General features: G+C 73.1%; 17 protein-coding genes. 4 read left to right on the top strand and 13 right to left on the bottom strand.

Going from position 1 to position 21,496, the window contains the following annotated elements; translation table 11 throughout:
• Window positions 1-40: 40 nt before the first annotated feature.
• From AB0M16_RS31905 to AB0M16_RS31890, 4 genes are all read right to left on the bottom strand, one after another.
• A complete protein-coding gene (locus tag AB0M16_RS31905; RefSeq protein ID WP_365349160.1) occupies window positions 41-1,834 on the bottom strand; it encodes an IucA/IucC family siderophore biosynthesis protein in 1,794 nt (597 codons plus the stop codon).
• A 60-nt stretch (window positions 1,835-1,894) separates the two neighbouring features.
• Complete coding sequence (locus AB0M16_RS31900) at window positions 1,895-2,605, bottom strand: GNAT family N-acetyltransferase (RefSeq protein WP_365349158.1); 711 nt, start codon at window positions 2,603-2,605, stop codon at window positions 1,895-1,897.
• A gap of 266 nt (window positions 2,606-2,871) precedes the next feature.
• The gene (locus AB0M16_RS31895) at window positions 2,872-4,776 is read right to left on the bottom strand and encodes an IucA/IucC family protein (RefSeq protein WP_365349156.1); all 1,905 of its coding nucleotides are present in this window, start codon (window positions 4,774-4,776) and stop codon (window positions 2,872-2,874) included.
• A 49-nt stretch (window positions 4,777-4,825) separates the two neighbouring features.
• On the bottom strand, window positions 4,826-6,214 hold the full coding sequence (locus AB0M16_RS31890) for a diaminobutyrate--2-oxoglutarate transaminase family protein (RefSeq protein ID WP_365349173.1): 1,389 nt from the start codon (window positions 6,212-6,214) through the stop codon (window positions 4,826-4,828).
• Between the two features lie 362 nt (window positions 6,215-6,576).
• Here AB0M16_RS31890 and AB0M16_RS31885 point away from each other — a divergent pair, with 362 nt between their 5' ends.
• Window positions 6,577-7,755 (top strand): hypothetical protein, encoded by a 1,179-nt coding sequence (locus tag AB0M16_RS31885; RefSeq protein ID WP_365349154.1) that lies wholly within the window; start codon window positions 6,577-6,579, stop codon window positions 7,753-7,755.
• Between the two features lie 155 nt (window positions 7,756-7,910).
• A complete protein-coding gene (locus tag AB0M16_RS31880; RefSeq protein WP_365349152.1) occupies window positions 7,911-9,092 on the top strand; it encodes a hypothetical protein in 1,182 nt (393 codons plus the stop codon).
• 91 nt (window positions 9,093-9,183) lie between these two features.
• Here the strand turns inward: AB0M16_RS31880 and hflX are convergent, their stop codons facing one another.
• From hflX to miaA, 6 genes are all read right to left on the bottom strand, one after another.
• Window positions 9,184-10,677, bottom strand: a complete 1,494-nt coding sequence (hflX, locus tag AB0M16_RS31875; RefSeq protein ID WP_365349150.1) for a GTPase HflX — start codon at window positions 10,675-10,677, stop codon at window positions 9,184-9,186.
• A gap of 121 nt (window positions 10,678-10,798) precedes the next feature.
• The gene (locus AB0M16_RS31870) at window positions 10,799-12,334 is read right to left on the bottom strand and encodes a M1 family metallopeptidase (protein ID WP_365349148.1); all 1,536 of its coding nucleotides are present in this window, start codon (window positions 12,332-12,334) and stop codon (window positions 10,799-10,801) included.
• Between the two features lie 278 nt (window positions 12,335-12,612).
• Window positions 12,613-14,814, bottom strand: a complete 2,202-nt coding sequence (locus AB0M16_RS31865; protein ID WP_365349146.1) for an HD domain-containing protein — start codon at window positions 14,812-14,814, stop codon at window positions 12,613-12,615.
• 278 nt (window positions 14,815-15,092) lie between these two features.
• Window positions 15,093-15,965: a diaminopimelate epimerase gene (gene dapF, locus AB0M16_RS31860; protein WP_365349144.1), complete on the bottom strand. Its 873-nt coding sequence runs from the start codon at window positions 15,963-15,965 to the stop codon at window positions 15,093-15,095.
• A 360-nt stretch (window positions 15,966-16,325) separates the two neighbouring features.
• Complete coding sequence (locus tag AB0M16_RS31855) at window positions 16,326-16,790, bottom strand: hypothetical protein (protein WP_365349172.1); 465 nt, start codon at window positions 16,788-16,790, stop codon at window positions 16,326-16,328.
• Window positions 16,791-16,898: 108 nt separating this feature from the next.
• Window positions 16,899-17,837 carry a tRNA (adenosine(37)-N6)-dimethylallyltransferase MiaA gene (miaA, locus tag AB0M16_RS31850; protein ID WP_365349142.1) on the bottom strand — a complete coding sequence of 313 codons (939 nt, stop codon included), beginning with the start codon at window positions 17,835-17,837 and terminating at the stop codon, window positions 16,899-16,901.
• Between the two features lie 113 nt (window positions 17,838-17,950).
• On the opposite strand from miaA, the gene AB0M16_RS31845 reads away from it, so the two are divergent.
• Both AB0M16_RS31845 and AB0M16_RS31840 read left to right on the top strand, forming a co-directional pair.
• The gene (locus tag AB0M16_RS31845) at window positions 17,951-18,190 is read left to right on the top strand and encodes a gliding motility protein (protein WP_365349140.1); all 240 of its coding nucleotides are present in this window, start codon (window positions 17,951-17,953) and stop codon (window positions 18,188-18,190) included.
• Window positions 18,191-18,305: 115 nt separating this feature from the next.
• The gene (locus AB0M16_RS31840) at window positions 18,306-18,554 is read left to right on the top strand and encodes an antitoxin (protein ID WP_365349139.1); all 249 of its coding nucleotides are present in this window, start codon (window positions 18,306-18,308) and stop codon (window positions 18,552-18,554) included.
• A gap of 303 nt (window positions 18,555-18,857) precedes the next feature.
• Here the strand turns inward: AB0M16_RS31840 and AB0M16_RS31835 are convergent, their stop codons facing one another.
• The 3 genes from AB0M16_RS31835 to miaB are packed head-to-tail and all read right to left on the bottom strand — an operon-like array spanning window position 18,858 to window position 21,462.
• Window positions 18,858-19,565, bottom strand: a complete 708-nt coding sequence (locus AB0M16_RS31835; RefSeq protein WP_365349137.1) for a class III extradiol dioxygenase subunit B-like domain-containing protein — start codon at window positions 19,563-19,565, stop codon at window positions 18,858-18,860.
• A gap of 18 nt (window positions 19,566-19,583) precedes the next feature.
• Window positions 19,584-19,895 (bottom strand): hypothetical protein, encoded by a 312-nt coding sequence (locus AB0M16_RS31830; RefSeq protein WP_365349135.1) that lies wholly within the window; start codon window positions 19,893-19,895, stop codon window positions 19,584-19,586.
• Window positions 19,896-19,929: 34 nt separating this feature from the next.
• On the bottom strand, window positions 19,930-21,462 hold the full coding sequence (gene miaB, locus AB0M16_RS31825; RefSeq protein WP_365349133.1) for a tRNA (N6-isopentenyl adenosine(37)-C2)-methylthiotransferase MiaB: 1,533 nt from the start codon (window positions 21,460-21,462) through the stop codon (window positions 19,930-19,932).
• Window positions 21,463-21,496: the final 34 nt, after the last annotated feature.

Below are 21,496 nucleotides of genomic sequence, written 5' to 3'. Positions count from 1 at the left end.
CCCTACGGGGCGGCACCGACAGCCGAGGCCGTGCCGATGATCACGCGAGCGGGTTCGGGACGGTGCCGTGCACGGCGGCGTGCGGCCGCTGGGGGCGGTCGCGGTAGCCGTCGAGGTGCAGGCGGTTGCGGTTGAGGCAGAGCCGGTCGATCCGCGGTACGAGGAGGTCGAACAGCTCGAACCGTTCCTTCAGCTCCGGGAAGCGTGCCTGGTGACGGAGGATCTCGGCGCGCACGAGCGTCCAGAATTCCTCCTCGGGGACGTCGAGTTGCTCCTCGCACAGCGGCGCCAGGTAGCGGAAGACGCCCACGAAGAGGCCCGAATGGATGAACTGGGTGAGGAAGTCGGGCTCCTCCGTGAGCAGCACGGCCCGTACGTCGTCCGGCATCGCGGCGTGCTCGGGGAGCTCCGCGGCGCTGATGTTCACGTCGTCGACGAAGTCCTTGATCGCCAGGCGGACGGGGACGTCCTGCTCGTCGTAGACGACGATGGCGTTCTCACCGTGCGGGGAGAAGACCGTGCCGTACTGGTAGAGGAAGTGCAGCAGCGGAGGCAGCAACGCGCCGAAGAGGCGCTGGAGCCAGGCCCGCGGGGCGAGTCCCGAGCGCTCGACGAGTTCGGCGACGAAGGCCCGGCCCTCGGCGTCGGTGTGGAGCAGCGAGGCGAGGGTGCGGGCACGCTCGCCCGCGGGCAGCCGAAGGGGCTCGCGCCAGATGGCGCCGAGGAGCTCCTTGTACTGGTACGGCACTTCCGGCAGGCGGTCGTACAGCGGGTGCTCGACGGTGACGGAGGCGACCTCTCCGAGGAGGATCACGCCGCATTCCTCGCGCAGGAAGGGGTCGGCGTCGCGCAGCCCGTGGACCCAGGCGGTCACGGCGGGGGCGGCGAGGGTCCGCTCGGTGGGCAGGCCGCGCCAGACCAGCGTGTTGAGGACGGAGAGGGGCAGCTTGACCGTGTGCCGGTCGGGGCGGCTGGTGTTGAGGAAGGTACGGATGGACTGCTGCGGCAGCCGGAGGTCGCCGTCGGCCGGGAGCGGGACCACGGCTCCGGAGGCGATCGCGGGGGCGAAGAGCGGCAGCAGGACCTCGTCCCACTGCCAGGGGTGGACGGGCAGCAGGAGGTAGGCGTCGGGGTCGAGCCCGCGTTCGCGCAGCATGGCGTGGAAGGTCTCGCGCACGTCGGGGTCGAGTTCGCGGGTGTAGAGCAGATCAGGGGTGTCGAGGCCGGGGACGCCGCGGTAGGCGGCGATCCGGCTGCTGACGGCGATCCACGGCAGCTGGGCGGGGCGGCGGGCCTCGGGGGCCCAGCGGGCGGCGTCGGTGGCGGAGAAGCCGATGCGGCCCTTGTTGACGACGAGCCACGGATGCCCGGTCTGGTGGCCTTCGAGCTCCGCGTAGCCGAGGTCGGCGAGGCGGGCGGCGGGCAGGGCGGTGTGGGCGAGCCGGGCGTCGGCGGCGAGGGTGGTGGTGAGTTCTCGGATGAGGTGGCCGAGGGTGGCGCCGTCGAGGCCGAGGAGGCGGCGGGCGCGGACGAGGAAGGCGAGCGGGTCGGTGGCGGGGCGGCCGTCGAGCGTGAGCGAGTCGGGGTCGACGAGCCAGCCGTCGTACGCGCCGCGGCGGGCGGTGAAGGCGAGCGTGCCGCCGTCGTCGAGGGTGAGCGTGTAGCGGTCGGGACCGTCGGCCGGCCGCGGTTGGACGATCTCCTCGTACGCGAACTCCGCGACGGCCTTGGCGAGCAGCCGGGAGGCGGTCCGCGACCAGGCCTCGGGGTTGAGCTCGGGTGGAGCGAAGAGGGCCGGCGGTGCGGAGTCGTGGGGTGCAGGGGACGTCGACACGAGGACTCCTCGGGGTGGGAACCGCTGTGGGTCGAGCGGTGTATGTAAGTCAGAGGGTGTTCAGAGGACGTGACGCAGGGCGCGGTCACGGACCATGAGCGCGGCTCGTTTGTCGGGCAGGTCGACTTCCGCGGAGAGCCGGAAGCCGGCGCCGAGGAAGGCGGCTACGGAGGGGGTGTTGCGCAGGTCGGGTTCGGCGAGGACCCGGGTGCACCGGGGACGGTGGTCGAGTACGAGGTCGGCCACGGCCCGCAGCAGGGTGGTGCCGACGCCGCGGCCGCGGTCGGCGACGCCTCCGATGAGGAGGTGGATGCCGGTGTCGTGCGGACGCGCGGGGTAGTGGCGGGCGAGCGGGTCGAGGTCGGCGCGGTAGATCTCGAAGTAGCTCATGGGCGTGGAGTCGAGGACGCCGAGGCAGGGCACGCTGCGTCCGTCGCCGGCGAGTTGGGCGCGGATGTGCTCGGCGGTCACGCTCTCTGGGCCTTCGAGTTCCCAGAAGGCGGCCACGGCCGGGTCGTTCATCCAGCGGGCGATGAGCGGCAGGTCGCGGTCGAGCCTGACGGGGACGAGCCGGAAGCGGCCGGCCGGTGTGTCGGCCGGCGGCCAGCCGGCGAGGTCGTCGAGAAGGTCGCCGTGGGCGCTGCCGCCGGGCTCGCCCGGGGCGAGCAGGGCGACGAGTTCCTCGGACAGGTGGAGGTCCAGGGTGTCGTCGGCGCCCCGGTCGGCGCCGGGCGGGGTGGTGGTGCCGGGGTGCGCTTCGGTGGGAGGCACGGGGGCTCTCCTCTCGGCGGGTCGGTGACGGGCTGATCGGTGACGGGCTGATCGGGAACGGGCGGAGCCGTGGTGAGGGGTCGGTAGCGGATGGAGCGCTGATGAGGGGGTCGATGTCGGATGGAGCGGTGACGAGGGATCGGCGGTGCCGGATCGGTGGTGCGGGATCGATGGTGCGGGGATCAGTGGTGAAGGGGTCAGGCGGTGCGGGATGACGGGGCCCCTCGTGTGGCGAGGGGTCGGCCCGGGGTGCCCCGCCTGCGGGGTCAGGATCGGAGGGGGTTGGTGATGGTGACGTAGACGGACTGGGTGTCGACGGGTCCGACGAGTTCGTCGAGGCCGTGCAGCCGGGTGAGGAGGTTGGCCTTGCACCGCAGGGTCGCGGCCTCCAGAAGCCGGTGCGGCAGCGGGGAGCCGAGGCCGGTGGCGGTGGTGAGGAACTGGCGCAGGGCGGCGAGCAGGACGCGTTCGTCGGCGAGCTGCTGGGAGCCGAAGGCTCCAATGAGGCCGAGGACGTTGTTGATGCCGAGGTAGTAGGCGAAGCGTTCGTCGGTGACCTGGTCGGAGACGAAGGTGTCGCTGACGGCGCCGATGCCGGGAAGGCGGCTGTCCAGCTCGTCGCGGCGGGACTCTCGGAAGTAGTAGCCCTGGTTGTCGCGGTAGCGGCCGCCGACGGGCCAGCCCTCGGGGTCGAGGAGGACCAGGGTGTTCTGCTGGTGGGCCTCCAGGGCTACGCCGGCCTGGCCGTCGAGCCACAGCACGGGTCGGACCACGAGGTCGAGGTAGCGCAGGAACCACTCGGCGGCGACGGCCGTGGTGGGGCGTCCGGTGCGGGCGGCGAGCCGCAGGACGAGCCCGGCGAGGCGGGAGCGCATCCGGGTGGAGCCGGGCCACGGGCGCGGGGCGGTGAGCGCGGCGAGGCAGACGGCGTCGTCGCCGGCGGCGAAGGGGTTGTGGCGGATCATGACGTCGAGTCCGGGAACGGGCTCGCCGTCGGGGGTGTCGACCGCGAGCCAGGCCGGGTCGCGGACGATGTCGAAGCTCGGGTGGGCGGCCTGCCACTGGTCGACGAGGCCGGTGCGCAGGAGGCGGTGCACCTCGACGCCGCGGTGGAGTTCCTTGCGGAGGTTCTCCCGGCGGGAGTTGGTGATCCGCACGCCGAGGGAGAGCTTGAGCATGGCCCGGGCGCCGGGGCGGTGCACGGTGCGGACGGAGGAGGTGGGGTGCCAGTGGCTCCCGCGGGGGCCGAGGTCGTGCAGGAGGCCGGCGTCGAGGAGGGCGGCGACGGCGGGACGGTGCCGGAGCTCGCGGGCCTGCCAGGGGTGGAGGGGCAGGGCGGCGGTGCCTGCGGGGAGGTCCAGGCCGTCGACGAGGCCGACGGTGAGCTGGGGGGCGGCGACGGGACGGCCCTGTTCGGTCCAGGCGGAGTCGGTGGCGAGGACGGTGTGGTCGACGGCCATCCAGTGGAGGGGGAAGGAGCCGTGCAACTCGGGTGAGTAGAGCCGGGCTTCGGCCTCGGAGAGCCCTTCGCGGCTCTTGGGGGTGGGGTGGAGCGGGTGACCGAGCAGGAGGGACTGTTCGGCGGTGAGGAAGAGGTCGGCCTCGGGGCAGGGGTGCGGGTCGCTTCGGCGTTCGGCGATGAACTCGGTGGTGCGGCGGGCGGAGTCGGCGACGCGGCCGACGAGTTCGGTGCCCTCGGGGCGGCCGGTCTCGCGGCTGAGCAGGGCGGCGACGGTGACGGCGTCGACGGCGGGTGCGGTGGCGGGCAGGCCTTCGAGGGCGGGGGCGCCGAAGCGGTGCCAGCCGGTGGGCGACCAGTGGCGGACGGGCACGAGGAGGGCGGTGCCGCTGGCGTCGAGGGGGATGCGCAGGGGGCCGGTGCCGTCGGGGGCGGGCAGGTTCTTCTCCCGTACCCAGCAGCGCAGCAGGTTCTCCACGGCGGCGCTGTCGGCGGCCCGGGCGGGATCGGGGTCGTCCAGCGGGTCGGCCGAGGGGGCGGGAGCTGAGGAGGCGGAAGCGGAAGCGGAGGCGGAGGGGGAAGCGGGGGCGGGGGGCGCGCCGTGGGAGGTGGGGTGGGGGCCCGGGTACTGGCGGGGGACGGTGGGCTCGGCGGTCAGCGGGCCGCCGGCGGTGCCGGTGCCGGTGGTCTCGGGGGCGGGGGTGGGGTTCACGGGGGCTTCCTTGGGAGGGGGGAAGGGACCGGGCGGGGGCGGTCCGGGTTCAGTGGGACGGCCCGGACGGGCGGGGGCGGTGGGTCCGTTCGGCGGCGGCCAGGGCGTCGGCGAAGCGGTCGAGGACGGCGGCCGCCTGCTCGTCGGTGAGGGTGAGCGGGGGCAGCAGGCGGACGACCGCGTTGTGGCGGCCGCCGAGTTCGACGATGAGGCCGCGGTCGAGGCAGTGGCGCTGGACGGCGAGGGCGAGCTCGGGGTCGGGCGGCGGGGCGAGGTCGTGGCTGCCGGGGGCCTCGGGGGCGGTGGCCTCGGGGTCGACCAGTTCGACTCCGATCATCAGGCCGCGGCCGCGGACGTCGCCGATGCGGGGGTCGGCAGCGGCGAGGCCCTGGAGTTGTCCGAGCATGCGGGCACCGAGGATGCCGGCGCGTTCGGCGAGTCCGTTCTCCCGTACGTAGGCGAGGGTGGCGGCGCCGGCGGCCATGGCGAGCTGGTTGCCGCGGAAGGTGCCGGCGTGGGCGCCGGGTTCCCAGGCGTCGAGCTCCGCCTTGTAGACGACGACGGCCAGGGGGAGGGAGCCGCCGATGGCCTTGGACAGGACCATCACGTCGGGGACGACGCCGCTGTGGTCGACGGCCCAGAAGGTGCCGGTGCGGCCGACGCCGGTCTGGATCTCGTCGGCGATGAGCGGGATGGAGCGGGCCTCGGTGATCTCCCGCATGCGGCGCAGCCAGCTGTCCGGGGCGGGGATGACGCCGCCCTCGCCCTGGACGGGTTCGAGGATCATGCCGGCGGGCGCGGGGATGCCGCTCTTGGGGTCGTCGAGCACGGTCTCTGTCCAGCGGGCGGCCAGTTCGGCGCCGCGTTCGCCGCCGACGCCGAAGGGGCAGCGGTAGTCGCGCGGGTAGGGCAGCCGGGCGACGCGGACGTCGGTGGCACCGCCGGAGGCGTCGAGGGCGCCGGCCGTCATGCCGTGGTAGGCGCCGCTGAACGAGAGCACGCCGCGCCGGCCGGTGGCGGTGCGGACGAGTTTGAGTGCGGCCTCGACGGCGTCGGTGCCGGCGGGCCCGCAGAACTGGACGCGGGCGTCGGCGGCGAGTTTCTCCGGCAGGGTCGCGAACAGCTCGGTGACGAAGGCGTCCTTGACCGGGGTGGCCAGGTCCAGGATGTGCAACGGCGCACCGGAGTCGAGGACTTTGCGGATGGCCTCCAGGACCACGGGATGGTTGTGGCCGAGCGCGAGGGTGCCGGCGCCGGACAGGCAGTCCAGGTAACGCCGCCCGTCGGCCCCCTCGATGGTGAGTCCCCTGGCCCGTACGGGGACGATCGGCAGGGAGCGCGCGTAGGTGCGCGCGGCGGATTCGCGCTGCGCCTGCCGGCGCAGGATGCCCTCGTGCGCGCCCCCCTCGCCGGTCGCGCGATGCTCTTCGTGCGTCAGCGCGCCCGGCGGTACGGCCGGAGCTGGTTCGGTCACGGCCACGGCTCGGTGTCCTCCCGCGATAACGGTTGCATTGCACATCGGTACGTTGCAGGGCCACCCCGTCGGGCGTCCTGGCGGCTGCCGTTGTGTCCCCCGTACGTACCAACGACGAGGCCTGCCAGGGATCACGGGCGGAGGCCAAGTTCCTTGGCGTGTCCCGGATCACGGCACGGCAACGGCCTGGGGGAAGCCGGAACCGCGGACCTGCGTCGTACCGTCCCACCCGGCACCGGCATAGTGGGAGCTTCGCGTGACGCGGTCCTCCGCGTCGCCGCTGTTCACTGATGCACAAGTTGACGTAGTCCCAGGGGGATCACGAGATGCGATCGATTCGTCCGCTGCTTGCCGCAGCGTCCGCCGTCGCGGCGCTGACGCTGACGGCGACTGCCTGCGGTCCGACCGAGGACAACGCGGGGGGTGACAAGCCCAGCGCCACCGCGACCCCGTCCGGGGGCGACAAGATCACGATTCCGGAGGACGTGAAGAAGCGTCTGAAGGAGCACGGGATCGACGTCGACAAGTGGCGCGGCGGCGAGTGGAAGAACTGGGACAGGGACAAGTGGCTGCGCGAGGCCAAGGACTTCGTCAACCCGATCATCGAGGACCTCTGGGACCCGGACCGGATGCGGGATGCCGAGCGTCCGGACAAGCCGGTCGAGGAGGAGGACATCTCGGGTGACAAGGGCGTGACGGACCCGACGCCGGACCCGGTGAAGGCGAAGGGCGTGCAGGCGCCGTACCACTCGAGCGCGCCGGCCTCCGGCAAGGTCTTCTTCGACGGCCCCGAGGGGTCGATGGTCTGCTCGGCGACGGTCGTTCAGGACCCGGCCCACCCGGGCAAGTCCAACATGGTCTGGACGGCCGGACACTGTGTGCACGCGGGCAAGAAGGGCGGCTGGTACCGCAACATCGCTTTCGTCCCGTCGTACAACGACAGCGGCAAGCCGACCTCCGCGCTGGAGAACGCGACGCGCGAGGAGATCGCGCCGTACGGCGTGTGGTGGAGCGACTGGGCGCAGACCTCGCAGCAGTGGATCGACCAGGGCGGTCAGACCGGCGGCAAGGGCGCTCCGTACGACTTCGCCGTGCTGCACGTGACGCCGGAGAAGGGATCCACGGGCAAGTCTCTTGAGGAGACGGTCGGTTCGGCGCTCCCGGTGGACTTCAACGCGCCGGCCGTGCCGAAGATCGCGAGCATGACGGCGACCGGTTACCCGGCGGGCAAGCCCTTCGACGGGCAGAAGATGTTCCAGTGCGCGGACAAGCCCGGCCGGCTCTCGGTGAAGGCCGACCAGCCGACGATGTACCGGATCGGCTGCACCATGACCGGCGGTTCGTCCGGCGGCGGCTGGGTGGCCGCCGGCAAGGACGGCAAGCCGGCGCTGGTGTCGAACACCTCGATCGGTCCGGTGACGGCGGGTTGGCTGGCCGGCCCGCGGCTCGGCGCCGAGGCCAAGGCCCTCTACGAGGGCGTGAGCAAGAAGTACGCGAACCAGTAGGTCGCACCGGTGGGTCGGGCGGGACCTGTGCGGTCCCGCCCGACCCGTACGGGCATACTGTGCACCGCTAGTGACGCGTCCATGGCAAGCCCATCCGTGCGGTCGCAGTCGACCGCCGGTCCGGACGCGCGAACACCCCAGGGGGACACCACTCCATGCGTTCCATACGACTCCTGCCCGCCGTCACCGGCGTGGCGGCGGCGCTCACCATCGCGCTGACCGCCACGGCCTGCGGCCCCACGGAGACCCCGGCGGCGGACAAGCCCGCCGACACCACCGCCACCGCGAGCCCCTCCGAGGGCGGCTCCGGCTCCGACGCCTCCGATCTGGCGAACGGCTTCGCCGACAAGCTCAAGAAGCACGGCGTCGACGTCGACAAGTGGAAGAACGGCGAATGGAAGAACTGGGACCAGGACACCTGGCTCCGTGAGGCCGAGGACTTCGTCAACCCGGTGATCGACGGCCTCTGGGACACCGAGCGGATGCAGTCCGCGAAGAGCCCCGACCCGACCGTCGAGACCCAGGCGACCTCCGGCGGCAGCGACCCCGTGCCGCGGCCGGTGACGGCCCAGCGCGAGAAGACCCCGTACCACCGCAACGCGGCCCCGGTCGGCAAGATCTTCTTCGACGCCCCCGAGGGCCACATGGTCTGCTCCGGCACGATCGTGAAGGACCCGCGCCGGCCCGGCAAGTCCAACCTCGTGTGGACCGCGGGACACTGCGTGCACGCGGGCAAGAAGGGCGGCTGGTACCGCAACATCACCTTCGTCCCGGCCTTCAACGACCTGGGCAAGTCCCCCGCCGCGCTGCGCAACGCGCAGCCGCACGAGGTCTACCCGTACGGCCAGTACTGGGCCGACTGGGCCGTGACCTCCGGTGAGTGGATCCAGGGCGGCGGCACCAACCAGGCCTGGCCGTACGACTACGCCGTCCTGCACGTGCAGCCGCAGCAGGGCCGCAAGTCCCTGGAGGAGACGGTGGGCGTGGCCCTGCCGGTCGACTTCTCGGCGCCCACCCCCGCGCAGGCCGGCACCGTCGGCGCCTGGGGCTACCCGGCGGCACCGCCGTACAACGGCATGATCATGCACAAGTGCCTGGACCGCGCCACGCGCATGACCACGGCCCCGGCCACGCCGACCATGTACCGGATCGGCTGCACCATGACCGGCGGTTCGTCGGGCGGCGGCTGGTTCCGCGTGCTGCCGAACGGCAAGACGGCGCTGGTGTCGAACACCTCGATCGGCCCGGCCGGTCGCAACGGCTGGCTGGCCGGACCGCAGCTGGGCAGGGGCGCCAAGGCGGCCCACGAGATGGTCAGCAAGAAGTTCGCCCGCTGATCCGACGTCACACACGCCGAAGGCGCCGGCCGTCTCCCTCGCGGGAGGCGGCCGGCGCCTTCTTCGTCTGCGACGCCCGAGGCGTCGGACGTCAGTGCGCGGCCGGAACGTACGGCGCGAGCAGCGCCGCCAGCTCCTCGTGCACCCGCGCCTTGAGCAGCGTGCCCTCCGGGGTGTGCTCCTCGGAGATCAGATCGCCCTCGGCGTGCACCCGCGAGACGAGACCGCCCTGCGTGTACGGCACGAGGACCTCGATCTCCACCTCGGGGCGGGGCAGTTCGGCGTCGATGAGCGCGAGCAGCTCCTCGATGCCCTCGCCCGAGCGCGCCGAGACCGCGAGCGAGTGCTTCTCGACCCGCAGCAGGCGCTGGAGCACCAGCGGGTCGGCCGCGTCCGCCTTGTTGATGATCACGATCTCGGGCACGTTCACCGCGCCGACGTCGCGGAACACCTCGCGCACGGCGGCCAGCTGCTCCTCCGGGTTCGGGTGCGCGCCGTCCACCACGTGCAGGATGAGGTCGGAGTCGGCGACCTCCTCCATGGTGGAGCGGAACGCCTCGACCAGGTGGTGCGGCAGGTGCCGGACGAAGCCGACGGTGTCCGCCAGGGTGTAGACCCGGCCGCTGGGCGTCTCGGCCCGGCGGACGGTCGGGTCGAGGGTGGCGAACAGCGCGTTCTCCACCAGCACGCCCGCGCCCGTGAGGCGGTTGAGCAGGGACGACTTGCCCGCGTTCGTGTAGCCGGCGATGGCGACCGACGGCACCTTGTTGCGCCGCCGCTCCTGCCGCTTGATGTCGCGGCCGGTCTTCATCTCCGCGATCTCCCGGCGCATCTTCGCCATCTTCTCGCGGATCCGACGCCGGTCGGTCTCGATCTTGGTCTCACCGGGACCACGGGTGGCCATGCCGCCACCGCCGCCGCCACCCATCTGACGGGACAGCGACTGACCCCAGCCGCGCAGTCGCGGCAGCATGTACTGCATCTGCGCGAGAGCGACCTGCGCCTTGCCCTCTCGGGACTTGGCGTGCTGGGCGAAGATGTCGAGGATGAGGGCGGTCCGGTCGACCACCTTCACCTTGACGACGTCCTCGAGGGCGATCAGCTGACCGGGGCTGAGCTCACCGTCGCAGACGACGGTGTCGGCGCCGGTCTCGAGCACGATGTCCCGGAGCTCCTGCGCCTTGCCCGAGCCGATGAAGGTCGCCGGGTCCGGCTTGTCGCGGCGCTGGATCACGCCGTCGAGTACGAGGGCACCCGCCGTCTCGGCGAGGGCCGCGAGCTCCGCGAGGGAGTTCTCCGCGTCCTGCACCGTCCCCGAGGTCCACACGCCCACCAGCACGACGCGCTCGAGGCGCAGCTGGCGGTACTCGACCTCGGTGACGTCCTCGAGCTCGGTGGAGAGGCCCACGACACGGCGCAGGGCCGCGCGCTCGGAGCGGTCGAACTGGTCGCCGTCCCGCTCTCCGTCGATCTCGTGGCTCCAGGCGACGTCCTCTTCCATCAGGGCATCGGCCCGAAGGCTCTCGGTGCGGTTCGTCTCCGCGAAGCTCTGCTTGTCCTGGGAAGGGGAAGAAGAGGAGGTCATTTGATCCTTACGTCGAAGAAAAGTCCGTTACGGCAGTCACAACGCGTGACGCCTCGGAAGAATTCCCGGGGTCCGGCCGCGCCGCCGACCTGAAGATGGTGACACGGCCGGACCGGGCCCGTCATCTGGGTTTCACGGCGCTTCCCGCGGCCCTCGCGCCCTCGGCACCCGAGCCCGCCGCCCGCCGCGGGGCCCGGCTGCGCCAGTCGGGATGCCCGGGCATCGGCGGGGTCTTCTCGGCGTACAGCCAGTCGGCGAGGAAGCGGGTCAGGTCGCGCCCGGAGACCTCGGAGGCCAGAGCGGTGAAATCGGCGGTGGTCGCGGTGCCGTCGCGGTGGGTGTCGACCCACCGGCGCTCCAGGCGCTCGAAGGCCTCCGTGCCGATCTCGTGGCGCAGGGCGTAGAGGGCGAGCGCGGCCCCGTCGTAGACGACGGGGCGGAAGAGGCTGATCTTCTCGCCGGGCGCCGGCGGCTTCGGTGCCGCCGGCGGGCCGCCGTTCGCCCGCCACCCGTCGGAGGCGGCGTACGCGGCCTTCATGCGGCGCTCCAGGGTCGGCCCGCCCTTCTCCTCCGCGTACAGCGCCTCGTACCAGGTCGCGTGCCCCTCGTTGAGCCACAGGTCGGACCAGGCGCGGGGCGAGACGCTGTCGCCGAACCACTGGTGGGCGAGCTCGTGGACCATCACGGAGTCGACGTACCACTCCGGGTAGCCGGGCTCCGTGAAGAGGTCGCGCTCGAAGAGGGAGAGGGTCTGGGTCTCCAGCTCGAAGCCGGTGTCCGCGTCGGCGATGAGTACCCCGTAGTTCTCGAAGGGGTACCGGCCCACCCGGTGCTCCAGCCAATCCAGGTGGCCGGGGGTGCGCCGGAGCCAGGGTTCCAGGAGGTCCCGGTCGGCGGTGCGGACGACGTCCCGTACGGGCAGGTCGTGGGGGCCCTTGCGGTGCACGACGGACGACTTCCCGATGGAGACCTGGGCCAGCTCGGTCGCCATGGGGTGGACGGTGCGGTACGTCCAGGTGGTGGTCGCGCCGTCCCGCGTGCGCCCCTCGGCCAGCCCGTTGGCGACGGCGGTGAGGGCGTTGGGGGCGGTGATCCGGAAGGTGAAGTAGGCCTTGTCGGAGGGGTGGTCGTTGGAGGGGAAGACCCGGTGGGCGGCGTCGGCCTGGTTGGCCATGGCGAGCCCGTCGCCGGTGCGGACCCATCCCCCGGACTCGGCCGGGCCCCTGGGATCGCTGGTGTGGGTGACGGTGATCTCGACCGCCTCGCCCCGGTCGACCGGCTCGTCCGGGGTGATCACCAGGTCCTCGCCGCTGCTCGCCCACTCGGCCTGCTCGCCCGCGACGGTGACGGCGGAGACGGCGCCATGGGTGAAGTCGAGGTTGATCCGCTCCAGGTCGTCCGTGGCCAGCGCCTCGATGGTGGTGACGCCGGCGAGCGGCTCGGTGTTGCGGCCGGGGTAGGTGAGGGCGATGTCGTACGACAGGACGTCGTAGCCGGGATTGCCCAGGTGCGGGAAGAGCGGATCCCCGATGCCCAGCGGCGCGGGCGCGGGCAGGGCGGCGGCGACGAGCCCCGCGGAGAGGGCGACGAGTACGGCGGAACGCAGCACGCGCGCGCGTGCTGCCGTTTTACGGGGCGTACGGGAGGGGAGCGGCATGGGCTACCGCTACCAGGGCCGGGGCCGCGGCCCCGGGCGACGCGCGCGCCCGCCACCCGAAGGGGCCATGGGTGGCCTGCTCAGGGACCCGCCGGTCACCACCCGAAAGCCATGGGTGACCTGCTCAGGGATCCCCCGGCCACCACCCGAAAGGGGCCATGGGTGACCTGCTCAGGGATCCCCCTGCCACCAACCGAAGGCGGCAGGGTGGCCTGGTCAGGGATCCCCCTGCTCACCACCCGAAAGAGGCACGGGTCACCTGGTCAGGGGATCCCCGGTCACCGCTCCGGCGAGGCCGGATGCTTCGCACGGCTCACGTCGTACACCCCCGGCACGTCCCGCATCGCCTTCATCAGGGCGGGAAGACCGGCCGCGTCGGGGAGTTGCAGGGTGTAGGTGTGGCGGACCCGCTGCTCGCTGGGGGGTTCCACGGTGGCGGCGACCACGGCGACACCCTCGGTGGCGATGGCCTCGGTGAGGTCGGCGAGCAGACGGGGACGGCCGAAGGACTCGGCGACGAGGGTGACGCGGCACTCGGCGGTGTCGCCCCAGTGGACGGTGACGGGGTCCCGGCCCAGCCGGCGCATGGTGTCGGCGGAGGCGCAGCCGGTGCGGTGGACGGTGACCGAGCCGCCGCGGACGACGAAGCCGGTGATCTCGTCGGGCGGCACGGGGGTGCAACACCCGGCGGGGCGTACGACGCCGGCCGGCCCGTCCGGCAGCTCGGCGCGCAGTTTCGTTCCGGAGCGCCGGTCCGCTGTGACGCTGGCGGGGGGCCGGGGGGCCGCGGCGGGGGCCTTGGCAGCCTCGGGGTGGGCCTGGAGCCAGCCGGTGATGGCGATCCGCGCGGCGGGGGTACGGGCGTGGTCGAGCCATTGCGGGGAGGGCCCGGAGGCGGCGTCCTGGGCGAGCAGCAGCTGGACGGTGTCCCCGTCGTGGAGCACGGTGCTGAGGGGCGCGAGCCGGCCGTTGACCCGCGCCCCGAGACAGGCGTGTGCGGCCTCGCCGTGCTGGGCGTAGGCGGCGTCGACGCAGGTGGCGCCGGCGGGCAGGCCGAGGGTGCCGCCGTCGATGCGGAAGACGGTGATCTCCTGGTCCTGGGCGAGGTCGGCGTGCAGCGAGGTCCAGAAGGTGTCGGGGTCGGGGGTGGCCTGCTGCCAGTCGAGGAGGCGGGAGAGCCAGCCGGGCCGGGTGGGGTCGACGCGCTCGCCGTCCTCCGGGCGCTCGCCGTCCTCGGGGCGCTCGGCGTCCGCGGCGCCGTCGGTGCCGTCCGGGCTGTCGGCGCTGCCCGCGCCGTCGGTGGGCGCCGCCGCGTACGGGTTGCCGAGGGCGACGACGCCGGCCTCGGCGACCTTGTGCATCCGGTGGGTGCGGATGAGGACCTCGGCGACGGCTCCGTCCGGGGCGGCGACGGCGGTGTGCAGCGACTGGTAGAGGTTGAACTTGGGCGCGGCGATGAAGTCCTTGAACTCGGAGACCACCGGGGTGAAGCAGGTGTGGAGTTCACCGAGGACGGCGTAGCAGTCGGCGTCCTCGGCGACCAGGACGAGGAGCCGGCCGAAGTCGCTGCCGCGCAGTTCGCCGCGCTTGAGGCGGACGCGGTGGACGGAGACGAAGTGCCGTGGCCGGACGAGGACTTCGGCGCCGATGTCCGCCTCGCGCAGGACGACGGAGACCTGGTCGGCGATGGCGGCGAGCGCGTCGCCCGCGCCGGAGTTGTCCGCGATGAGGGCGCGGGTGGCCTCGTACTCCTCGGGGTGGAGGATGGCGAAGACGAGGTCCTCCAGCTCGGTCTTGAGCGCCTGGACACCGAGGCGCTCGGCGAGCGGGATGAGGACGTCCCGCGTGACCTTGGCGATGCGGGCCTGTTTCTCGGGGCGCATCACGCCGAGCGTGCGCATGTTGTGCAGGCGGTCGGCGAGCTTGATCGACATGACGCGGACGTCGTTGCCGGTGGCGACGAGCATCTTGCGGAAGGTCTCGGGCTCGGCGGCGGCGCCGTAGTCGACCTTCTCCAGCTTGGTGACGCCGTCGACGAGATAGGCGACCTCGTCGCCGAACTCGCGCCGCACCTGGTCGAGCGTCACCTCGGTGTCCTCGACCGTGTCGTGGAGCAGGGCGGCCGTCAACGTCGTCGTCTCCGCGCCGAGTTCGGCGAGGATCAGGGTGACCGCGAGCGGATGGGTGATGTACGGCTCGCCGCTCTTGCGGAACTGGCCGCGGTGCGAGGACTCGGCGAGGACGTACGCGCGGCGCAGCACGGCCAGGTCGGCGTCGTGGTGGTGGGCGCGGTGGGCCTCCGCGACATGCCCGATGGCGTCGGGCAGCCGGTCGCGGACGGCGGGCCCCGCGGTCGCCCCGAGCAGCGCGGCACGGCCCAGCCGGCGCAGATCGATCCGCGGGCGGGCTCGTCTGCGGGCGGGAGCGTCGGGGCCGGTGGCCCCGGCCTCGCTCACGGGATTGGTGGCCTCTGCGCTCATGGGGGCACCTCCGGCGGCGTCGACCGGCGGTGGGGCCGGGCAGGCGTGCCCGGCGGGCCGGTGCTTGATGCTACCGACCCCACCACGTGGCGCAGTCCCGCTCTCGCCGAGCGTGAACCGGATCACCCATTCGAGGGACGAATCAGTCGTTGACGGTTTCGATTCCGTCCCGTCCTACGCGCGCGTAGCGCCTCGGGCGGCGCGTGTCCGGCGGCGCCTCATCGGGCGGCGCGTGTCGGGCGGCGCGTGTCCGGCGGCGCCTCATCCGGCGGCGCGTGTCAGGCGTCGAGCCACGACGGCTCGACGGTGCCTTCGCCGACGATCACGGCCGGGCCGGTCATCTCGATCTCGCCGTCGGGGTGCTCGGTGATGACGAGCGTCCCGCCGAGGACGTCGACGGTGTACGTGACGGGGGTGCCGGTCGCGGCCGGGTCCGCGCCGTCCCGGCGGGCGGTGGCGACGGCCACGGCGCAGGCGCCGGTGCCGCAGGAGCGGGTCTCGGCGGCGCCGCGCTCGTGGACGCGCATGGCGACGTGGCGGGGGCCGCGGTCGGCGACGAACTCGATGTTGACGCCGTCCGGGTAGACCGACGCCGGGGCGTAGGGGGGCTCGTCGTACAGGGTCCCCGCATGGGCGAGGTCCTCGACGAAGGCGACCGCGTGCGGATTGCCCATGTTCACGTTCCGGGCGGGCCAGCTGCGTCCGTCGACGGTCACGGTGACCCCGGCCTCGGGGAGCAGGGCCTTGCCCATCCGGACGGTGACGGAGCCGTCCTTGTCCAGGTGGACGCGCTTGACGCCGCCCCTGGTGGCGACGGCGACCTCGCCGGCGGTGACGTGCCCGGCGTGCTGCAGATAGCGGGCGAAGACCCGGACGCCGTTGCCGCACATCTCGGCGACGGAGCCGTCCGCGTTGCGGTAGTCCATGAACCACTCGGCCTCGTCGGCCATGTGCCGGGCCTCGGGGTGGGCGGCGCTGCGCACGACGTGCAGCACCCCGTCGCCGCCGATGCCGGCCCGGCGGTCGCAGAGCCGGGCGACGGTGGCCGGGGGCAGGTCGAGGGCGTTCTCCGCGTCGGGGACGATCACGAAGTCGTTCTCGGTGCCGTGTCCCTTGAGGAAGGCGAGGGGCGAGGTCTGCGCGCTGGTCACGGGACCAACTGTACGGGGCGGGTACGACGGGGGGCGCGACGGTCCACGGAGCGGTACGGGCGTCGGCGGGGCCGAGGCGCGTGGAGCGCGGAAGGACGTACGGGGGCGGCGCAGGCCACTCGATGACGCCACGGCGAGCGAGCCCACGACCTGGGACGGACCGCCGTCCGTCGGGCGGCGAGGGGAGCCCACCGAGCGGGTCGGGCGGCGAGGGGTGAGGCCGCCGAGCGGGTCGGGCCGGGCGGCGCCGGACAGGCCGGGGCTTCGGCCCCGCTCGGTGCGCGTCCCGCGCGGGGGGACTCCGTCGGGCGCCCGGGCCCCGGACCCCGGACTCGGGAGCGTGACCGCCTCCGCGACCGCTCAGCGCAGTCTGGCCACGCGCCAGACCGCGAGGACGACCAGGAGGGCACTGAGGGAGACGTACAGGGCGAGGACGCGCCAGTTCGGGCGCTCGCCGGAGCCGCGGGCGGGAAGGCCCGGCCAGGTGTGGCCGACCCTGCGGGCGGCCATCATGCCCCAGCCGGCCGCGCAGGAGCTGATCAGCAGGCCCAGCATGGCGACGACGGCGCCGCCGTCGCCCGAGCCGAAGGCGAGCGGGAAGGCGAACATCAGGGAGCCGACGGCGGCGAGCCCGACGATCGGGGCGAGCTGCCAGATCCTCAGACGCCGCTGCGGGCGCAGTTCCACCTCTACTTCCGCCGCGTCCACCTCGACGGCGCTGCCCTCGGCCTCGTCCGGGCCGTCCGGCGTCAGTCCGGGCGCCTCACCGGGGATTTCGCCCCGTACGGCGTCCTGCTGCTCTGTGTCGCGAGGGCCGGCCTCCATCGCCACGCGCCCTCCCAACTCGGACTCCACTTGGTCGATCGATGCTCGATGATGGCACGCCCCCGGCCCCCGGAATGACGGGCATGACGTCCCGATGCCATCACGTGATCAGGCTGTAACCGCTCGTTCGACCAACGTCAGCGCCCGTCGCGGGAGTTCCCCCCGGTCCTCGACGGCGCCGCTGAGCCAGTGGACCCGGGGGTCACGCCGGAACCAGGAGTCCTGGCGGCGCGCGAAGCGCTTGGTGGCGCGAACCGTCTCGGCGCGGGCCTCGTCCTCGGTGCACTCCCCCGCGAGTGCCGCGAGCACCTGCTGGTAGCCGAGCGCGCGGGCCGCCGTACGCCCCTCGCGCAGGCCCTGCGCCTCAAGGGTGCGGACCTCGTCGACGAGCCCGGCCTCCCACATGCGGTCGACCCGGCCGGCGATCCGCTCGTCGAGCTCCGGGCGGGCCACGTCGACGCCGATCTGCACGGTGTCGTAGACGGAGTCGTGACCGGGGAGGTTGGCGGTGAACGGCTTGCCGGTGATCTCGATGACCTCCAGGGCGCGCACGATGCGCCTGCCGTTGCTGGGCAGGATCGCCCGGGCGGCCTCGGGATCGGCGGCGGCGAGCCGGGCGTGCAGGACGCCGGAGCCGCGCTCTTCGAGCTCCGCCTCCAGGCGGGCGCGGAGCTCCGGGTCGGTGCCGGGGAACTCCATGACGTCGAGGGCGCCGCGCACGTACAGCCCGGAGCCGCCGACCAGGATCGGGGTGCGACCCTCGGCGAGCAGCCGGTCGATCTCGGCGCGGGCGAGCCGCTGGTACTCGGCGACGCTGGCGGCCTCGGTCACGTCCCAGATGTCGAGGAGGTGGTGCGGGACGCCGTCGCGCTCCTCCCACGTCAGTTTGGCGGTGCCGATGTCCATCCCTCGGTAGAGCTGCATCGAGTCGGCATTGACGACCTCGCCGCCCAGCTGCTGGGCGAGAAAGACACCCAGATCGGACTTTCCGGCCGCAGTGGGACCGACGACGGCGATGACCCGCGGGGCGGGAGCTGCACTTCTCACTTCCCCAGTCTCGCAAACCTCACGGCGCGTCCCCGAATGAGCTACGTGACGGCCCTCATCCGCCTTCGTTGCCTGTTGCGGAATTCCGACCCTGAGTACGCTAGGGAGCAGATATGAGCGTTTTCGCACTGTTTCGCCGGAAGAGCAAGGAAGCGACCTCTGGAACCGCGGGCGTGACGGAGGCGGCGGAGACGGCCGCGCAGGCTCCCGAGGGCGCCGCGTCCGACGAGGCCGCCGAGGCCGCGACGGGGGCCGACGAGCCCGCGGTGCCGGCCGAGGCCGTCGAGATCCCGAAGCAGCAGTCGGCGGAGGAGGCCGCGGACAGCGAGGCCGGCGAGAGCGCCCGTAGCTAGACACGGCACGGAATCGCACGGGTCCGCAAGGATCCGCACGGGTCCGCACGGATCCGCAAGGGTCTGCACGGAACGGCACGGACCTCATCGGGTCCGTCGGAGGGAGGGTGACCCCATGGGTCTCCTGGATTCACTGAAGGCCAAGCTCGGCCCGGCCAAGGACAAGGTCTCCGACCTCGCCAAGGAGCACGGGGGCAAGGTGGAGCACGGCCTGGAGAAGGCCGCCAAGGTCGTCGACGAGAAGACCAAGGGCAAGTACAGCGACAAGATCGAATCCGGCACCGGCAAGGCCAAGGGGGCCATCGAGCGGCTCGCCCACAAGGACGAGGGCCCGCCCCCGCCGCCTTCGCCGCCGGCCGCCTGACCCGGGCGCCCGCCCCTCCCCCTCGGCGGACGGTCGCGGAGCCCACGGCTCCGCGGCCGTCCGCCATGGCGTGCCCCGGCCGCCGTCGTCCCCGTACCGGACCCGGCTCGGCCCCGCTCGCGCCCAGGTCGTGTCCGGAGAGCCCCGCCCGGCACGCGACGCCGGGTACGCACGCTCGCCCGCTGTCGGCACACCGGAGTACGCCTGGTGCGAGGGCGACCCTCCGGCTCGGCGATCGCGCGCACCGGACGCCGCGAGCCCCGCCCTGCGGGCGGACGGCGCTCCTTCACGGACGCGACCTGGCTAGCTCCAGGCGGCGACGAAGTAGCCGACGCCGTACGGGGCGTCCTCGAAGAGCAGCCGGCCGGCCAGGTCCGCGCCCTCGGCGGCGCCCGCGAGCACCTGCCAGGGCGCCCGGCCGGCCGCCTTCAGCTCGTACGCGAGTTCCTCGTCCAGGGCGAGCAGCGCGGCCGGGTCCGCCGAGCCGAGCGCCCGGGCGGCCTCCGCGTCGAAGGCCTCGGCACGCTCGTCCAGGTAGCCGGGCGCCTTCAGCGTGCGGCAGGCGCTGCCGTCGCCCATCACGAGCAGGGCGACGCGCTCCGCCGACCCGGCGATGTCCCGTCCGGTCGCCGCGCAACGCGCGGCCTCCAGCGGCTCGCCGACCCCGAGGCCCTCGACGGGTGCAGCGGCCCAGTCGGTGTGCTCCAGGAGCCAGCCGGCGACGGCGAGCGAGGCGGGCAGCGGCCGGTCGCCGCCGGGCCCGCTGCCGAGCCGTACGGTCAGGTCGACGCCGAAGCCGGCGAAGGAGCCGACCGAACCGGCGGGGAACACGCCGCGGTCGCCCTCGGTCGCCGGACCGACCACGACCAGCCGGTCGGGGCGGGACGCGGCGAGCACACCGAGCGCGTCGGAGCAGGCCGTACGGGCCTCGGCGAGCTCGGGCGCGGCACCCGCCGCGACGGCGGGCACGAGCAGCGGAGGGCAGGGGCAGACGGCGGCGGCGACAAGCATGATCCGCAGCCTACTGCGCTACCGCACCGGGGGCCGGTCCTCAGGCTCGGCGGGCCACAGGTCCCAGTCCTTCGTGTCGTGGACCAGCTCGGCGAGGCTCAGGGTGATCTCCAGGAAGGTCACGGCCCCCTTGACGATCACCAGATAGCTGTCGCCGCCGGGGAAGCGGTAGACCTCGCGCCACTTCTCCCGCTTCGGCGCGCGGTACGAACGGACGGCGAGCTGCAGCGCCTCTTCGGCGTCCTCCCGGGTGCCGGTCACCCGGGAGACGACCTCCGTGACGTGATGGTCGCCCTGCGAGTACCTCGCGACGACGGCCCATTTCCCCATGTGTCCCCCCGGGGTGTCGGTATCGGTGTCCGTGTCAGTGGCTGCCGCAGGCCGGCGCGTCCGCGACCGGCAGGGGCTCCGGGACGCCGATCTTCGGCAGGCCGAGGAGCACGCCGGCCGGCTTGGCGGCTGCTGCGGCGGTGCGCTTCTCCCAGGCGTCGCCCGCGCGGGTGCGGCGCACGGCGGTGGTCGGGCCCTCGGCGAGGAGGTGGTGCGGGGCGGCGTAGGTGATCTCGACGGTCACGACGTCGCCCGGGCGCACGTCCTCGTCCGGCTTGGTGAAGTGGACGAGGCGGTTGTCGGGGGCACGGCCGGAGAGGCGGTGGGTCTCGCCGTCCTTGCGGCCCTCGCCCTCGGCGACCATGACCTCCAGGGTGCGGCCGACCTGCTTCTTGTTCTCCTCCCAGGAGATCTCCTCCTGGAGGGCGACGAGGCGCTCGTAGCGCGCCTGCACGACCTCCTTCGGGATCTGCCCCTCCATGGTGGCCGCGGGCGTGCCGGGGCGCTTGGAGTACTGGAAGGTGAAGGCGTTCGCGAAGCGGGCCTCGCGGACGACGTGCATGGTCTGCTCGAAGTCCTCCTCGGTCTCGCCGGGGAAGCCCACGATGATGTCGGTGGAGATGGCGGCGTGCGGGATGGCGGCGCGCACCTTCTCGATGATCCCGAGGAAACGCTCCTGCCGGTACGAGCGGCGCATCGCCTTCAGGACGGTGTCCGAGCCGGACTGCAGCGGCATGTGCAGCTGCGGCATGACGTTCGGGGTCTCGGCCATGGCGGCGATGACGTCGTCGGTGAAGTCGCGCGGGTGCGGCGAGGTGAAGCGGACCCGCTCCAGTCCCTCGATCTCCCCGCAGGCGCGGAGCAGCTTGCTGAAGGCCTCGCGGTCGCCCAGGTCGGAGCCGTACGCGTTGACGTTCTGGCCGAGCAGGGTGATCTCCGAGACGCCCTCGCCGACCAGCGCCTCGATCTCGGCGAGGATGTCGCCGGGACGCCGGTCCTCCTCCTTGCCGCGCAGCGCCGGGACGATGCAGAAGGTGCAGGTGTTGTTGCAGCCGACGGAGATGGAGACCCAGGCGGCGTAAGCGGACTCGCGGCGTGTCGGCAGCGTCGACGGGAACGCCTCGAGGGACTCCGCGATCTCGACCTGCGCCTCCTCCTGGACGCGGGCGCGCTCCAGGAGCACCGGCAGCTTGCCGATGTTGTGGGTGCCGAAGACCACGTCGACCCAGGGGGCCCGCTTGACGATGGTGTCGCGGTCCTTCTGCGCCAGGCAGCCGCCGACGGCGATCTGCATGCCGGGCCGGGCGGCCTTCATCGGCGCGAGGTGGCCGAGGTTGCCGTACAGCTTGTTGTCGGCGTTCTCGCGGACGGCGCAGGTGTTGAAGACCACCACGTCGGCGTCGCCGTTGGAGCCCGTGGGAGCCTTGACGTAACCCGCCGCCTCGAGGAGGCCGGAGAGCCGCTCGGAGTCGTGGACGTTCATCTGGCACCCGTAGGTGCGTACTTCGTAGGTTCGCGTCACGCCCTGCTCGGCCACGGCTCCGGTCCCGTCTTTGCTGCTGGTCACCTGACAAGGGTAAGGGGGACCGGAGGTTGCCCCG

The sequence above is a fragment of the Streptomyces sp. NPDC051921 genome (genome assembly GCF_040680975.1).
Lineage (GTDB): Bacteria > Actinomycetota > Actinomycetes > Streptomycetales > Streptomycetaceae > Streptomyces.
The sequence above is the reverse complement of the archived record's forward strand: the minus strand, read 5'-3'. Positions and strand labels throughout refer to the sequence as shown.

Bases quoted from the DNA above. Each gene is read 5' to 3' on its own strand.
- AB0M16_RS31835 (WP_365349137.1), bottom strand. From the start codon at position 19,565: ATGCTTGTCGCCGCCGCCGTCTGCCCCTGCCCTCCGCTGCTCGTGCCC.
- AB0M16_RS31855 (WP_365349172.1), bottom strand. From the start codon at position 16,790: ATGGAGGCCGGCCCTCGCGACACAGAGCAGCAGGACGCCGTACGGGGC.
- AB0M16_RS31845 (WP_365349140.1), top strand. From the start codon at position 17,951: ATGAGCGTTTTCGCACTGTTTCGCCGGAAGAGCAAGGAAGCGACCTCT.
- AB0M16_RS31830 (WP_365349135.1), bottom strand. From the start codon at position 19,895: ATGGGGAAATGGGCCGTCGTCGCGAGGTACTCGCAGGGCGACCATCAC.
- AB0M16_RS31840 (WP_365349139.1), top strand. From the start codon at position 18,306: ATGGGTCTCCTGGATTCACTGAAGGCCAAGCTCGGCCCGGCCAAGGAC.
- AB0M16_RS31865 (WP_365349146.1), bottom strand. From the start codon at position 14,814: ATGAGCGCAGAGGCCACCAATCCCGTGAGCGAGGCCGGGGCCACCGGC.
- AB0M16_RS31870 (WP_365349148.1), bottom strand. From the start codon at position 12,334: ATGCCGCTCCCCTCCCGTACGCCCCGTAAAACGGCAGCACGCGCGCGC.
- hflX (WP_365349150.1), bottom strand. From the start codon at position 10,677: ATGACCTCCTCTTCTTCCCCTTCCCAGGACAAGCAGAGCTTCGCGGAG.
- AB0M16_RS31885 (WP_365349154.1), top strand. From the start codon at position 6,577: ATGCGATCGATTCGTCCGCTGCTTGCCGCAGCGTCCGCCGTCGCGGCG.
- AB0M16_RS31880 (WP_365349152.1), top strand. From the start codon at position 7,911: ATGCGTTCCATACGACTCCTGCCCGCCGTCACCGGCGTGGCGGCGGCG.